General features: G+C 68.5%; 13 protein-coding genes. 5 read left to right on the top strand and 8 right to left on the bottom strand.

From position 1 onward, the window contains the following. Nucleotides 1–16 precede the first annotated feature (16 nt). On the bottom strand, nt 17–1,510 hold the full coding sequence (locus EHF32_RS12225) for an ABC transporter substrate-binding protein (RefSeq protein ID WP_137418443.1): 1,494 nt from the start codon (nt 1,508–1,510) through the stop codon (nt 17–19). Between the two features lie 55 nt (nt 1,511–1,565). Then, the gene (locus EHF32_RS12220; RefSeq protein WP_137418442.1) at nt 1,566–2,264 is read right to left on the bottom strand and encodes a DUF1684 domain-containing protein; all 699 of its coding nucleotides are present in this window, start codon (nt 2,262–2,264) and stop codon (nt 1,566–1,568) included. A 201-nt stretch (nt 2,265–2,465) separates the two neighbouring features. Here EHF32_RS12220 and EHF32_RS12215 point away from each other — a divergent pair, with 201 nt between their 5' ends. Together EHF32_RS12215 and EHF32_RS12210 are read left to right on the top strand one after the other, a co-directional pair. Then, nucleotides 2,466–3,752, top strand: coding sequence for an adenylosuccinate synthase (locus EHF32_RS12215; RefSeq protein ID WP_137418441.1), 1,287 nt, complete (start codon nt 2,466–2,468; stop codon nt 3,750–3,752). A gap of 1 nt (nt 3,753) precedes the next feature. Further along, on the top strand, nt 3,754–4,944 hold the full coding sequence (locus EHF32_RS12210) for a lactonase family protein (RefSeq protein ID WP_137418440.1): 1,191 nt from the start codon (nt 3,754–3,756) through the stop codon (nt 4,942–4,944). Nucleotides 4,945–4,961: 17 nt separating this feature from the next. Here the strand turns inward: EHF32_RS12210 and EHF32_RS12205 are convergent, their stop codons facing one another. Then, on the bottom strand, nt 4,962–6,086 hold the full coding sequence (locus EHF32_RS12205) for an AI-2E family transporter (RefSeq protein ID WP_137418439.1): 1,125 nt from the start codon (nt 6,084–6,086) through the stop codon (nt 4,962–4,964). Nucleotides 6,087–6,140: 54 nt separating this feature from the next. On the opposite strand from EHF32_RS12205, the gene EHF32_RS12200 reads away from it, so the two are divergent. Then, nucleotides 6,141–6,443, top strand: coding sequence for a chorismate mutase (locus EHF32_RS12200; RefSeq protein WP_137418438.1), 303 nt, complete (start codon nt 6,141–6,143; stop codon nt 6,441–6,443). Between the two features lie 49 nt (nt 6,444–6,492). Here the strand turns inward: EHF32_RS12200 and EHF32_RS12195 are convergent, their stop codons facing one another. The 5 genes from EHF32_RS12195 to EHF32_RS12175 all read right to left on the bottom strand — a co-directional run bounded on the left by EHF32_RS12195 (nt 6,493) and on the right by EHF32_RS12175 (nt 10,244). Then, nucleotides 6,493–7,671, bottom strand: coding sequence for a MalY/PatB family protein (locus tag EHF32_RS12195; RefSeq protein WP_137418437.1), 1,179 nt, complete (start codon nt 7,669–7,671; stop codon nt 6,493–6,495). Nucleotides 7,672–7,742: 71 nt separating this feature from the next. Continuing rightward, the gene (locus EHF32_RS12190) at nt 7,743–8,438 is read right to left on the bottom strand and encodes a hypothetical protein (protein ID WP_137418436.1); all 696 of its coding nucleotides are present in this window, start codon (nt 8,436–8,438) and stop codon (nt 7,743–7,745) included. Next, nucleotides 8,435–9,337 (bottom strand): ABC transporter ATP-binding protein, encoded by a 903-nt coding sequence (locus tag EHF32_RS12185; protein ID WP_137418435.1) that lies wholly within the window; start codon nt 9,335–9,337, stop codon nt 8,435–8,437. Before EHF32_RS12185 ends, EHF32_RS12190 begins: the two co-directional genes overlap by 4 nt. Next, the gene (locus tag EHF32_RS12180) at nt 9,334–9,735 is read right to left on the bottom strand and encodes a GntR family transcriptional regulator (protein WP_137418434.1); all 402 of its coding nucleotides are present in this window, start codon (nt 9,733–9,735) and stop codon (nt 9,334–9,336) included. The genes EHF32_RS12185 and EHF32_RS12180 overlap by 4 nt, the downstream gene beginning before the upstream one ends. A 152-nt stretch (nt 9,736–9,887) precedes the next feature. Next, complete coding sequence (locus EHF32_RS12175) at nt 9,888–10,244, bottom strand: DUF6188 family protein (protein ID WP_137418433.1); 357 nt, start codon at nt 10,242–10,244, stop codon at nt 9,888–9,890. A gap of 369 nt (nt 10,245–10,613) precedes the next feature. Between EHF32_RS12175 and EHF32_RS12170 the strand changes: the two genes are divergently transcribed. Further along, the gene (locus EHF32_RS12170) at nt 10,614–11,912 is read left to right on the top strand and encodes a quaternary amine ABC transporter ATP-binding protein (RefSeq protein ID WP_137418432.1); all 1,299 of its coding nucleotides are present in this window, start codon (nt 10,614–10,616) and stop codon (nt 11,910–11,912) included. Beyond that, a complete protein-coding gene (locus EHF32_RS12165; RefSeq protein ID WP_137418431.1) occupies nt 11,909–12,787 on the top strand; it encodes an ABC transporter permease in 879 nt (292 codons plus the stop codon). The genes EHF32_RS12170 and EHF32_RS12165 overlap by 4 nt, the downstream gene beginning before the upstream one ends. The last annotated feature ends 36 nt before the right edge of the window (nt 12,788–12,823 follow it).

The following is a 12,823-nucleotide window of genomic DNA, read 5'->3' as shown; positions in this document are numbered from 1 at the left end:
CGGCATCATCCGTCGATCAGGACTTGACGATGTCGTAGGCGAAGAACTGCGAGTTCAAGCCGTTGACCGGGTACCCGCTGACGTCGCTGGAGGCGACGACGATCTGCGGGTAGAGGTACAGCCACACGCTAGCCGCATCGGCCGCGATCTGCTCGTTGACCTGCTTGAGGAGCGACGTCTGCTCGTCGACGGTCGTGGCCTGCTCGGCCTCGGAGACCCACTGGGTCACCTGCGGGTTGTCGTAGCCCCAGTAGAAGTCCGGGTTGCCGTACCAGACCACGTCGCGGTCGTTCACGTGCTCCTGCAGGGTGGCGGTGAAGTCGCGGTCCTTGAAGACCTTCGTGTACCACTCGTCGGCGCTGATCGTGTTGATCTCGACCGTGATGCCGACCTCCGCCAGCTGCGACTGCAGGAACTCCGCCACGGCGGGATGCGGGTCGTAGCTGGGGGTGTCGAGGGTGAAGGTGAAACCGTCGGCGTAGCCCGCCTGTGCGAGAAGCGTCTTGGACAGCGCCGGGTCGTAGGGGTTCACGCCGGTGAGGTCCTCGTACCAGGGGTCGGTGGGCGGGACCATCGAGCCGATGAGGGTGCCGTAGTCGCCCCAGATCGAGGTCAGCAGCTTCTTCGTGTCGATGGCCGAGTAGACGGCCTTGCGCACGTCGACGTTGTCGAACGGGGCGACGCGGTCGTTGAAGGCGAGCAGCTCCTTCGTCGTCGAGGTGCCCTCGCTCACGACGTAGTCGCTGTTGCCGTCGAACTGCGCCAGCTGATCGGGGCCCTGGATGCTGGTGATGAGGTCGATCTCGCCCGTCAGCAGCGCGTTGTTCTCGGCCGTCGCATCGGTGAAGTAGGTGAAGACGACCTCGGCGTTCTTCGCGGGGCTGCCCCAATAGTCGTCGAAGCGCTTCAGGGTCAGCGTGCTGCCCTGCTTCCACTCGTCGAGCGTGTACGGGCCGGTGCCGTCCTCGGTCGTGGTCAGATCGCCCGCCTCGGTGTTGACGATCCACACGTAGCTCAGGTTGTAGAGGAACGAGATCGAGCGCTGCGAGAGCGTGAACACGACCGTGTTCTCGTCGGGGGTCGCGATGTCCGCGATCGGGCCGAAGCTCGACTTGCGTGCCGACTTCGAATCGTCGGCGAGGACGGCCTCGACGCTCGCCTTGACGTCGGCCGAGGTCAGCTTCTTGCCGGAGTGGAACTCGACGCCCTCGCGCAGCGTGATCGTGTAGGTCAGGCCGTCGTCGCTGACCTCTTCGGACTCGGCGAGCAGCGGCTGGACCTCGCCGTCGTCGGTGAGCTTGTAGAGCCCCTCGTAGACGTTGCCGTTGAAGGCCTCGGTCACGCCCTGACCGCCGCCCTGCGTGTTGCTCAGGTTCTGCGGCTCGTACAGCGAGCCGATCACGATCGTGGCGTCGTCGGCGTTCTCGGCCGTGCCGGAACCGGCGGCGCAGCCGGCCAGCAGCAGGGCTGCGGCAGCGGCTGCCGTGACGGCGAGCAGAGGTCTTCTCATGCGGGGATGCTCCAGGGTGCTGTGGGTGGGGGTCGGGATGCTGTGCGTCGCCGCGTCAGGCGGCGTAGATGTCGAAGCCGTCGCGGAAGACGACGGACTTCTCGCCCGCGCGCACCGGAACCTCGAATCGGTTGGATGTGGGGGGAAGCGGGCAGTTGTACTGCGCGGAGAATCCGCACGGAGGTACGAAGGCGCGGTTGAAGTCGAGCACGACGGCGTGCGGGTCGCCCTCGACGTGCTGCACGAACAGGAACCGACCGGGCCCGTAGGTCTCCACGCCGTTGGTGGTGTCGCCGAACACGAGCAGCAGCTTCCCGCCGTCGTCGAAGGCGGCGAGGGAGCGCTCCACCCCGCCGATCGTCGCGGTGATGTCGCCCGGCACGATGAGATCGCGGGTGCCGCCGTTGTCGCGGATGTGCTCGAACGGCACGGTTCGCGAGGCCTCCACCGGGCGGAATGTGCCGTCGATGACCCAGTCCGGGTCGTAGTCGTAGGTGTCGATGCGCTCGAACGCGCCGATCGCGGGGGATGCCGCATCCCAGAACCGCAGACCGTGCTGCGGCTCACCGGTGTCGATGTCGGTGCGCTCGATCTCGGTCACCTGCACGGTGGGCGCGGCCGACGCCTGCGCGGCGCCGAAATCCGTTCGGGCACCGGTCCAGCGTGTCTCGACGAGGGCGAGGTTGCCGGTGGGGGCGGCGACGGCGCGTTCGCGCGCGGCGTGCCAGCGGGCGTGGTCTTCACGGGCGGACATGATGTGTCCATTCTCGGAACTCGGGGGCGGGGTGCCCAATCGGGCGTCACGGAAGGCAATGCGCCGGGCGATCGGGATATTCCCCGCGCGCTCGCGCGAGACCGGCTCGATAGACTGCCCGGAGACCTCCCGCTCGGCGGGGTCGCGTCTTCCGGTGCCGTCAGGTGCCGTCATCAGCCACCCGATTCGAGGGAGCCACCCATGCCAGGCATCGTGATCGTCGGCGTCCAGTGGGGCGACGAGGGCAAGGGCAAGGCCACCGATCTGCTCGGCTCGCGCACCGACTGGGTCGTCAAGTTCAACGGCGGCAACAACGCCGGGCACACGGTGGTGATCGGCGACGAGAAGTACGCCCTGCACCTGCTGCCGTCCGGCATCCTCTCGCCCGGCGTGAACGCCGTCATCGGCAACGGCGTCGTCGTCGACCTCGAGGTGCTCTTCTACGAGCTCGAGGCACTCCAGGCGCGGGGCGTCGACACGTCGCGCCTGCGCGTCAGCGCCAACGCACACGTGATCACGCAGTACCACCGCACGCTCGACAAGGTCACCGAGCGCTTCCTGGGCAAGCGTCAGATCGGCACGACCGGCCGCGGCATCGGCCCCGCCTACGCCGACAAGATCAACCGCGTCGGCATCCGCATCCAGGACCTGTTCGACGAGAACATCCTGCGTCAGAAGGTCGAGGGAGCCCTCGACCAGAAGAACCACCTGCTCGTGAAGGTGTTCAATCGCCGCGCCATCACGGTCGACGAGATCGTGGAGGACCTGCTCTCGTACGCGGAGCGGCTGCGCCCGATGGTCTGCGACACCGGACTGCTGCTGAACGACGCGCTGGATGCGGGAGACGTCGTCGTCTTCGAGGGCGGCCAGGCCACGATGCTCGACGTCGACCACGGCACGTACCCCTTCGTCACCTCCTCGTCGGCGACCGCCGGCGGCGCCGCGACCGGTTCGGGTGTCGGCCCCAACCGGCTCGACCGGATCGTCGGCATCGTCAAGGCGTACACGACGCGCGTCGGGTCCGGGCCCTTCCCGACGGAGCTGTTCGACGAGCAGGGCGAGTGGCTGCGTTCGCGCGGGTTCGAGTTCGGCACCACGACGGGCCGTCCGCGCCGGGTCGGTTGGTACGACGCTCCCATCACCCGCTACGCCACGCGCATCAACGGCATCACCGACCTCGTGCTCACCAAGCTCGACATCCTGACCGGTCTCGAGCAGATCCCGGTCTGCGTCGCCTACGACGTCGACGGCGTGCGGTTCGACGAGGTTCCGGTGAACCAGACCGAGTTCCACCATGCCAAGCCGATCCTCGAGTACCTGCCGGGCTGGTCGGAGGACATCTCGACCGCGCGTACGTTCGAGGAGCTCCCGCAGACGGCGCAGGACTACGTTCTGGCACTGGAGCGTCTGAGCGGTACCCGCATCTCGGTGATCGGTGTGGGCGCAGCGCGTGACGCCGTCATCGTGCGCCACGACCTCGTCGACTGACGTGAGGCTGCTCACCGGCGGCTACGGCGCCGAGATGGACGGCATCGGCGAGGGCATCGGTGAACTGCATGCCGGCGCCGCCGACCAGTCGCTCGCGGGATCGGCGCTCGCCTTCGCCGGCGTGGTCGCTCCCGTCGACGGGTCACCCTCCTGGGTCGCTCGACACCCCACCCTCGAGGTGATCTACGCGGCTCTCGAGTCGGCGGGTGCGGTACAGGCGTTCCGTCGCACGGGCGAGTCCCGTTACGAGCGTCTCGGTCCGCCGATCTCTGCGGGAGAGGCGGTCTGCCATATCGCCGTCGCGCCCGACGGCTCCTGGCTCATGGCGACGTGCTGGGGAGACGGCCGCGTCGTGCGGATGACGCTGGACGCCGCCGGGCGTCCGTCGCAGCCCTCTGTGGCACCGGCTCCCGTCGATCCGTATGCCGGTTCGGGAATGTCGGTGTCGACCGCCGTCGCCGAGGCCGCCGATGTGAGCCTCGAGGCGGCTGCTCGTGCCCTGCGGGAGGCTGCGGGCGAGGAGTACGCGCACCTCATCCCGCACCTGGGGGAGTCGCGGGCGCCCGTCGCCCCCGAGCTCGAGACCCCCGTGTTGGAGCGCACGCCGCACGCCCACCAGAGCATCCTTCTTCCCGGCGGCGCGGTGGCCACCACCGACATGGGCTTTGATCTCGTGCGGTTCTGGCGCCCCTCCGGTGCCGGGATGCGCGCGGCGGGCCAGGTCGTGCTTCCCCGGGGCAGCGGCCCGCGCCACGGGGTGTGGCATCCGAGCGGTCATCTCTACGTCGTGGCCGAGCTCTCGCGCGAGGTGTTCGTTCTGGCGCCGGATGCGTCGGGCACCTGGCGTCTGATCGGCGGCGTGCAGCTGGCCGGCACCCTCGACGGCGACACCGCTGCCGAGCTGGCCGCGTCTTCCGACGGCACGTTCCTCCTCGCCGGCGTGCGCGGCAGCAACACCCTCGCGACCGTGCGGGTGGCAGGCGCCGGCGAGCAGCTGCAGTTCGTCGCCCTGGCCGACAGCGGCGTGGACTGGCCGCGCCATCACGTCGTCTCCCGCGACACCGTGCTCGTCGCCGGTCAGCGCTCGGATGAGGTCGCGGCCGTCGCCCTGGATCTTCGCACCGGCATCGCGGAGCGCGTACGCTCGCGCGTGGCCGTGCCGTCGCCGACCTGCCTGCTGCCCATCCGCTGACGGGGGAGTCGGCGACCTCAGGCGTCGGGATGCAGTTTGGCGTCCTGCTTCGGGATGATGACCTGCTTCACGATGAGCAGCACCGACGCGGTGACGGGGATCGCGACGAGCGCTCCCAGCAGCCCGAGCAGTGTGCCGCCCACGAGCGCGCCGATCACCACGAGTGATCCCGGGATCGAGATCGTGCGGTTCATGACGCGGGGCGTGAGCAGGTATGCCTCCAGCTGCATGTAGACCAGATAGGCGATCGCGAACACGAGCGCACCCATCGGGCTCGCGAACAGGGCGAACACCGAGCCGATCACCCAGAACAGCACCGTTCCGACGAGGGGGATGAGGGTGATGCAGAACGCGACCACGGCGAACAGCTGCGGGAAGGGCAGGCCGAGCACCAGGAACATGATCAGCACGAACACCGCGTTGCACAGGGCCAGCACGACCATGCCGCGCAGGTATCCGCCGATGGAGTCCGCGATCTCCTCGGTGAGGGAGGCGACCTTGGTGCGTGAGTAGGCGGGTGCGAGCGAGAGGAGCGACTTCTTCATCGTCGGCAGGGAGGCCGTGAAGTAGAGGCTCAGGACCAGGATGATGATCCCGCCGGAGATCCCCGTGACGATCGAGACGCCGACCTTGAGCACGCCGCCGCTGATGGAGGCGATGTTGGTCGGGTTGGTGATGAAATCCTGCACGTGGCCGAGGATGTCGGGCAGGACGCTGCCGAACGTGTCGTGCAGCGATCGATAAAGGTCGCTCTGCTGGAACGTGGTGAACAGCTGCGGCACCCCGTTCACGAACTCTGCGATCTGCTGCACCACGGTCGGGATGATGAGCAGCAGCACCCCGGCCAGCACGATCGCGAAGCCGACGAACACGATGACGATGCCCCAGATGCGTGCGACGCCGCGTTTCTCGAAGAACCGCACGAGCGGGTCGAGACCGAGGGCGGCGAACAGCGCGAAAGCCACGTAGATCAGCACCGTGGACAGGTTCGAGACGGCGAGTCCCAGCACCAGTGCGAGCAGGCCGCCGAGGGTCACGAAGAACCCGAGGGCGAACGGGTGGTGCACGGCGCGCCAGCGAAGACCCGTGGCGGTGGGCGGAGCGGATGCGGGATCGACGGACCCAGCCGATTCATCGGTCATGACCACACTCTAGGGCGCGGCCCGCGCGGTAGTGTCGAGCGCGAGGAGGACGCCATGACCGAGCCCGTCGACCCGATCTCCACCCTCCAGGGGCTGCGCGCCAGCATCGACAACATCGATGCGGCGCTGACCTTCATGCTGGCGGAGCGTTTCCGCTGCACGAAGGCCGTCGGAGCACTGAAGGCGGAGCACGGCCTGCCTCCCTCCGACCCCGCTCGCGAGGAGCGACAGCTCGCGCGGCTGCGGAGTCTCGCCGAGCAGGCGGATCTCGACCCCGCGTTCGCCGAGAAGTGGTTCAACTTCGTCGTAGCCGAGGTGATTCGTCACCACGAGGCCGCCGCATCCGCCACCGACTGATCGCAGAGGCGCTCCCGGGCGCGGGAGCGCGACGATCACGGCGCTGCGCTCAGCCGGTCGGGCGTGTGCGCAGCGAGGCGCCGAGGCGGCGGACGACCTCTTCGAGCACCGGCGTCGGGGTCGCGAAGATGAGCCGCGCGAAACCGGTGCCGGCGACACCGCACATGGTTCCCTCCGTGAGCTGGACGGATGCCTCCCGATGGAAGAAATCGGCGGGCGCGTCGCCGAGGCCGGCGTCGCGGAAGTCGATCCATCCCACGTAGGTTCCCTCGGGTTCCGGCATCCATGCCCCCGGGATCTCCTCGGCCACGAGATCCCGAAGGGCGTCCCTGTTGCGTTCGAGGTAGGGCACGAGCTCGGCGAGCCAGTCGTCGCCGTCGCGGTAGGCCACCGCGTTGGCGACGGCGCCGAGATTGCTCGTGCCGTGGCCGGCGAACGGTCCGATCCTCGCCCAGGTCTCCCGGTCGACGTCGCTCGTGAGCACGAGCTGCGCGCACTTGAGTCCGGGCAGGTTCCAGGCCTTGGAGGCGCTCATCGCCGTGATCGTGTGCTGCGCGGCCGCCCCGGAGATCGACGCGTACGGGATGTGGGTCGACCCGCTGAAGACGAGCGGAGCCCAGATCTCGTCGGAGAACACGCGTCCGCCGTTGCGCTCGACGACCTCGGAGACGGCGACGAGCTCCTCGCGACTGAAGACGCGTCCCACCGGGTTGTACGGGTTGCACAGCAGCAGGAGGTTGCCGCCGTCGTCGAATGCGCGCTGGAGGGCGTCGAGGTCGAACTCGTATCGGCCGTCGCGTACGGCGAGCGGGACCTCGATGACCTCACGCCCCCGCATCGGCGGCACGAACAGGAACGGCATGTACGAGGGCGTCGGCACGATGATCTTGGAGCCCGGGGCCGAACAGTGCTCCATCGCGAGTTCGAGACCGACGATGACATCCGGCACACCCCACACATCCGATGCCGGAACCTGCCACCCGTAGCGGCGGCCGACGAACTCCGCCGTCGCCTCCGAGAGATCGGCGGCCATGCCTCGGGGCATGTAGCCGAACGATCCCGCGTCGACCGCCCGGTGGAGCGCTTCGGTGATCCTCCGGTCGATGCCGAAGTCCATCTCCGCGACGAAGGCGCCCAGCGCGCCGTCCTCCGCCGACCACTTCGTGGCTCCGGTGGCCCGAAGCTGATCGACGGTGATGGCATCGACTCGTCGCGCGAAATCGCTCATGCTGTTCTCCTCGTCACGGGCGGGATCTTGACTCCTATCCGGGATCGCGCCCCCTCCATCATCCGTCGTTCTCAGGGGGTGGCGCGCCGCAGCGTCGGGAAGGCGATGGCGGCCAGTACCGCGGCGATCCCCGCGACCAGGAGCGTGATGCCGCCGAATCCGATCGACACGAACCAGTCGACGACCGACGGCCAGGCATCCATGCGCGTGACGGCGAACAGGGCGAGCACGATGACCGCGGCGATCGCGACGAGGGTGACGATCAGCCACAACGTGCCGAAGCGCTTGAAGATCGTCGCGCCCCAGAAGCCTGAGACGAAGAACAACAGGGCGAGCACGAAGTAGAAGAGTCCCGCCAGCGCGGCTCCCGATTCCCAGATGACTCCGACGGCGAAGAAGTAGCCGTTGAGTCCCCAGCCGCCGGTCGCCGTCTCGACGAGCCCGCCGATGACGAAGATCACGGCGAGCATGGCGGCGGTGAGCACAGCGGTCAGCATCGTGCCGAGGAAGAACTCGCGGCGGGTCACGCTCATCGCCTGCGAGAAGGGGAAGGTCATGGTCAGCGCCTGGGCGCCGATGACCGCGAAGTACCAGAGGGGAGCCTGCGCGCCCCCACCGTAGAAGGCGCCGGTCACCCCGGCGCTGTAGAGGATGCCGTAGACGGCGAGGCTGAGGGCGAACGCGCCGCCCAGCACGATGAGCGGGACCCACACGAAGGTCTGCTTGTTGGTCAGCTGCATGCGGACGACCTTGAGGATGCGGTTCATCGCACGGCTCCGTTCTCGAGAGCGGGGGATTCGACGCGCTGTGTGAGGCGCACGACGAGCTGTTGGAGGGAGACGGGAGCGAGCTCGAGGCCCGCATCCCGCATGCGCGCGCGCTCGTCCGGTGTGAGCGCGCCGAGGACGGTGACGGATGCGACGCGGCCGAGGCTCTCGCGGTGCAGCACCTCGCGCCCGGCGACGAAGGCGTCGACCGCCTCCGCGTCGCCGACGACGCTCGTCGCGCGCTCGCGCAGCGCCTCGGTGTCCTCATCCAGCAGCACGCGGCCGCCTTCGACGACGATGACCTTCTCGAGGAGATTCGACACCTCGTCGATGAGGTGGCTCGACAGGATGATGGTGCGGGGGTGCTCCGCGTAGTCCTCGAGCAGGCGGTCGTAGAAGACCTGGCGGGCGAGGGCATCCAGTCCGAGATACGGCTCGTCGAAGAAGGTGATCTCAGCGCGGGAGGCGATCCCGATGATGACGCCGACCGCGGAGAGCTGCCCGCGCGAGAGCTTCTTGATGCGTGTCTTCATCGGCAGACGGAACTCGGCGATGAGGCGCTCGGCGAGCTCCTGGTCCCAGTTCGGGAAGAAGAGCCGGGCGATGCGGAACGCGTGGATGGGAAGGGCGTCGTCGGGGTAGCGCTGACTCTCGCGGACGAAGCAGACGCGCGAGAGTACGCCGGCGTTCTCGTAGGGGTCCTCGCCGAACACGCGCACCTGTCCCGAGGTGGCGAAGTTCTGCGCGGTGAGGATCGACATGATCGTCGTCTTGCCCGCTCCGTTGCGGCCGAGCAGGCCGTAGATGGCGTCCTTCTCGATGCGGAAGCTGACGTCGTCGATCGCGACGGTGTCGCGGTATCGCTTGGTCAGTGCGCTGACCTCGATCACGGCGGTCACTGGTTCGCTCCTTCGTTGGTGTCGGTGCTGGCATCGGGGGTGTGGGCGGCGCGGTCCGCGATCAGATGGGTGATGTCCTCCGGGCCGAGCCCGAGCCGGCGGGCTTCGGCCAGCAGCGGCTCGACGAAGCGGTCGGCGAACGCGGTGCGGCGCTCGCTCAGCAGCACCTCGCGGGCGCCGGGGGCGACGAACATACCGACGCCGCGGCGCTTGTAGAGCACTCCCTTGTCGACGAGCATGTTGACTCCTTTTGCCGCGGTGGCGGGATTGATGCGGTGGAACGCGGCGAGCTCGTTCGTCGACGGCGCCTGGTCCTCCTCGCGGAGGCTGCCGTCGACGATCGCGTCCTCGACGCTCTCCGCGATCTGCAGGAAGAGCGGCTTGCCCTCTTCGATCACTGGATCCCCGTTCGGTGGTTCATTACTTGACTAACTAACCATGCAACGACGGAAGTGGGCGTGTCAAGTCGCGGGGTGCCCGCGCTCTGCCGTCGCCGCAGCGCGGCGGATGATCGTCCGGGGCCGGAGCTCCCGGGCGCGCGTCCCGGTCATCAGACGATGAAGACGCTCCGTCCGTGCCCGATCTGGAACGATTCGTACTCGTCCGAGCTGTCGATGACGCGAACGCGCAGGCCTCCCTCGAATGTCATCGAGAAGCTGCGATCGTCGTCGACGACAACATCCCTGACGAGAGTTCCCAGCGCGGTCACGAGAGTTGCGGCAGCGTCGCGGGTGTCGTCGACCACGGTCTCCTCAGAGTCAGCCGGCTGCACGCCCAACTGACCTTCCACGGATACGTAGAGGCCCTCGTCGAAGCGCATGATCAGCTGATGGCGCCCGAAGCACAGTTGGTCGAGTGACCGCCCACGTAGAAAGGAGAACGTCTCGCCGGCGGGGATGCGGTACATGGTGTGAACGTACTCCCACGACGTGCCCGCGCGGAGCGGTAGCCACACCGCACGTGCGTCCGCGCGCGACGTCTGATATCACGCGGGCGCGGTAGCGTGGCCGGTCGGATGCGGCAAGCGCGGGGGCCGACTTGCGAACCCCGAAAACGCATGACACGTTGGAAAAGGCCCGTCGCCGGGCCCCACGACCAGTCCGCGGTCGCCTGATGCCCCTCCGGGAGCGCGTCGGCGAGCGTACGGTCGGCGACCGTGCCCGGGCCCTATGCCCGGAGCCCGTGCGTGTTGCGCCTCCCGACGCGACCGCCCGTGGTCGTCCACCCGGGCGTGACCGATGCAGTCTGTGCACCGGACTGCCGAGGTGCAATCCACGTGAGTGTCGAACATGCCATTGAGGCGCGGAACCTGTTCAAGGTCTTCGGCAAGAATCCCAAGTCCGTCATCGAGCAGCTGCGCGCGGGCAAGACCCGAGCCGAGGTTTCGGACCGCGGCACGGCCGCGGTGATCGACGCGAGCTTCACCGTCGACCCGGGCGAGATCTTCGTGATCATGGGCCTCTCCGGCTCCGGCAAGTCCACCATCATCCGGATGCTCAACGGACTGCTGCCCCCGAGCGCCGGCGAGGTGCTCGTGCAGGGTCAGAACGTGACGACGGCCTCGGCCGCGCAGCTGCGCCGCATCCGACGCTCGTCGATCTCGATGGTGTTCCAGCACTTCGCGCTCCTGCCGCACCGCACGGTGCTCGACAACGCCGCGTACGCGCTGGAGATCCAGGGCATCGGCACGCAGGAGCGCCGCGAGCGCGCCCGCGAGATCCTCGACAAGGTCGGCCTCGGCGACCGCGTCGACGCGATGCCCGGTGAGCTCTCCGGCGGAATGCGCCAGCGCGTCGGCCTCGCCCGCGCCCTCACCTCCGGCACCGACATCCTGCTCATGGACGAGGCGTTCTCGGCTCTCGATCCCCTCATCCGCCGCGAGATGCAGGAGCAGCTCATCGAGCTGCAGCAGGAGCTCGGTCGCACGATCGTCTTCATCACCCACGACCTCAACGAGGCCATGTTCCTCGGCGACCGCATCGCCGTCATGCGCGACGGGCGCATCGTGCAGAACGGCACCCCGGAGGAGATCCTCACCGATCCGGCGAACGACTACGTCGCCCAGTTCGTGCAGGACGTCGACCGTGCGCGCGTGCTGACCGCCTCGTCCGTGATGGCGCCGCCGCAGGCGACGACGCCCGTGTCGGCCGGGATGCGGGGCGCCCTGCGCGTCATGCGTGACCTGCAGGCGGGAGCGGTGGCCGTCGTCGAGAACCGCCGTTACATCGGCGCCGTGACCGACCGCGCCGTGATCCGCGCGGTCAAGGCGGGCGAGACCGACCTCCGCCGCATCGTGCAGCGCGCGCAGCAGGTCGTCGGACCCGACGACCCGCTGACGGATGTCGTCGAGCACTCGGTCGAGTCGCCCTACCCCGTCGCCGTGGTCGACGAGCGCCAGCGCCTCGTGGGCGTGATCCCCCGCGTCACCCTGCTCGCAGCCCTCGGCAACGTTCCCGCCGTCACGCGGGAGAACCCGATCATCGACGTGCCCGCATCCGTGCCGGCGAGCGTGCTCACCGAGACGCTCGCCGTCGTCGACGAACCCGCCGCCACGAGCACGGGAGGTGCCCGATGAACGATCTCTTCCGCCTTCCTCTCGGCGATGTCGTCGAGACCGCCGTCCGCTGGATCATCAAGACCTTCTCGTGGCTCTTCGACGGGATCAGCGTCGCCTTCCGCGCCCTCTACGACGGGCTCGACACGGTGCTGTCCGGTCCGCCGTTCTGGGTGATCATCGTCGTCTTCGTCGCGCTCGCGTTCTTCGCGAAGGGGTGGAAGCTCGCCTTGGGCACGGCGATCGGGCTCCTGCTGATCGTCACGATCGATCAGTGGGATGCGGCCATGGACACCCTCGCGCTGGTGATCATCGCCGCCGTGATCGCGGTCGCCATCGCGCTTCCCCTCGGCATCTGGGCCGCTCGCAGCGATCGCGTCTCCGCCGTCGTGCGACCCGTGCTCGACTTCCTCCAGACGATGCCCGCCTTCGTCTACCTGATCCCCGCCCTGATCATGTTCAGCGTGGGACCCGTGCCCGGCATCGTCGCCACCATCGTCTTCGCGATGTCTCCGGGTGTGCGACTGACGGAGCTCGGCATCCGCGGCGTGGACACTGAGGTCGTGGAGGCCGGCCATGCCTTCGGAGCGTCGCCCGGCCGCATCCTTCGTCAGATCCAGCTGCCCCTCGCGCTTCCGAGCATCATGGCCGGCGTGAACCAGGTCATCATGCTCAGCCTGTCGATGGTCGTCATCGCCGGCATGGTCGGAGCGGGCGGCCTCGGCGGTCAGATCGTGCAGGCGCTGAGCCGGATCGACATCGCGCTGGGTGTGGAGGCGGGTCTCGCCGTCGTGATCATCGCGATGATCCTCGACCGCGTCACCTCGAGCTTCGCGGGCCCCCGCCCGAAGCGCGCGCTCCTCGGCCGACGCCGCGAGCTCGCCCGCGCGGCCTGAGCGCGCGCCCACCCATCCGAGACTTGCGAGCTCATC

The sequence above is a fragment of the Microbacterium sp. RG1 genome (assembly GCF_005347485.1).
Classification (GTDB): Bacteria; Actinomycetota; Actinomycetes; order Actinomycetales; family Microbacteriaceae; genus Microbacterium; species Microbacterium binotii_A.
The sequence above is the reverse complement of the archived record's forward strand: the minus strand, read 5'-3'. Positions and strand labels throughout refer to the sequence as shown.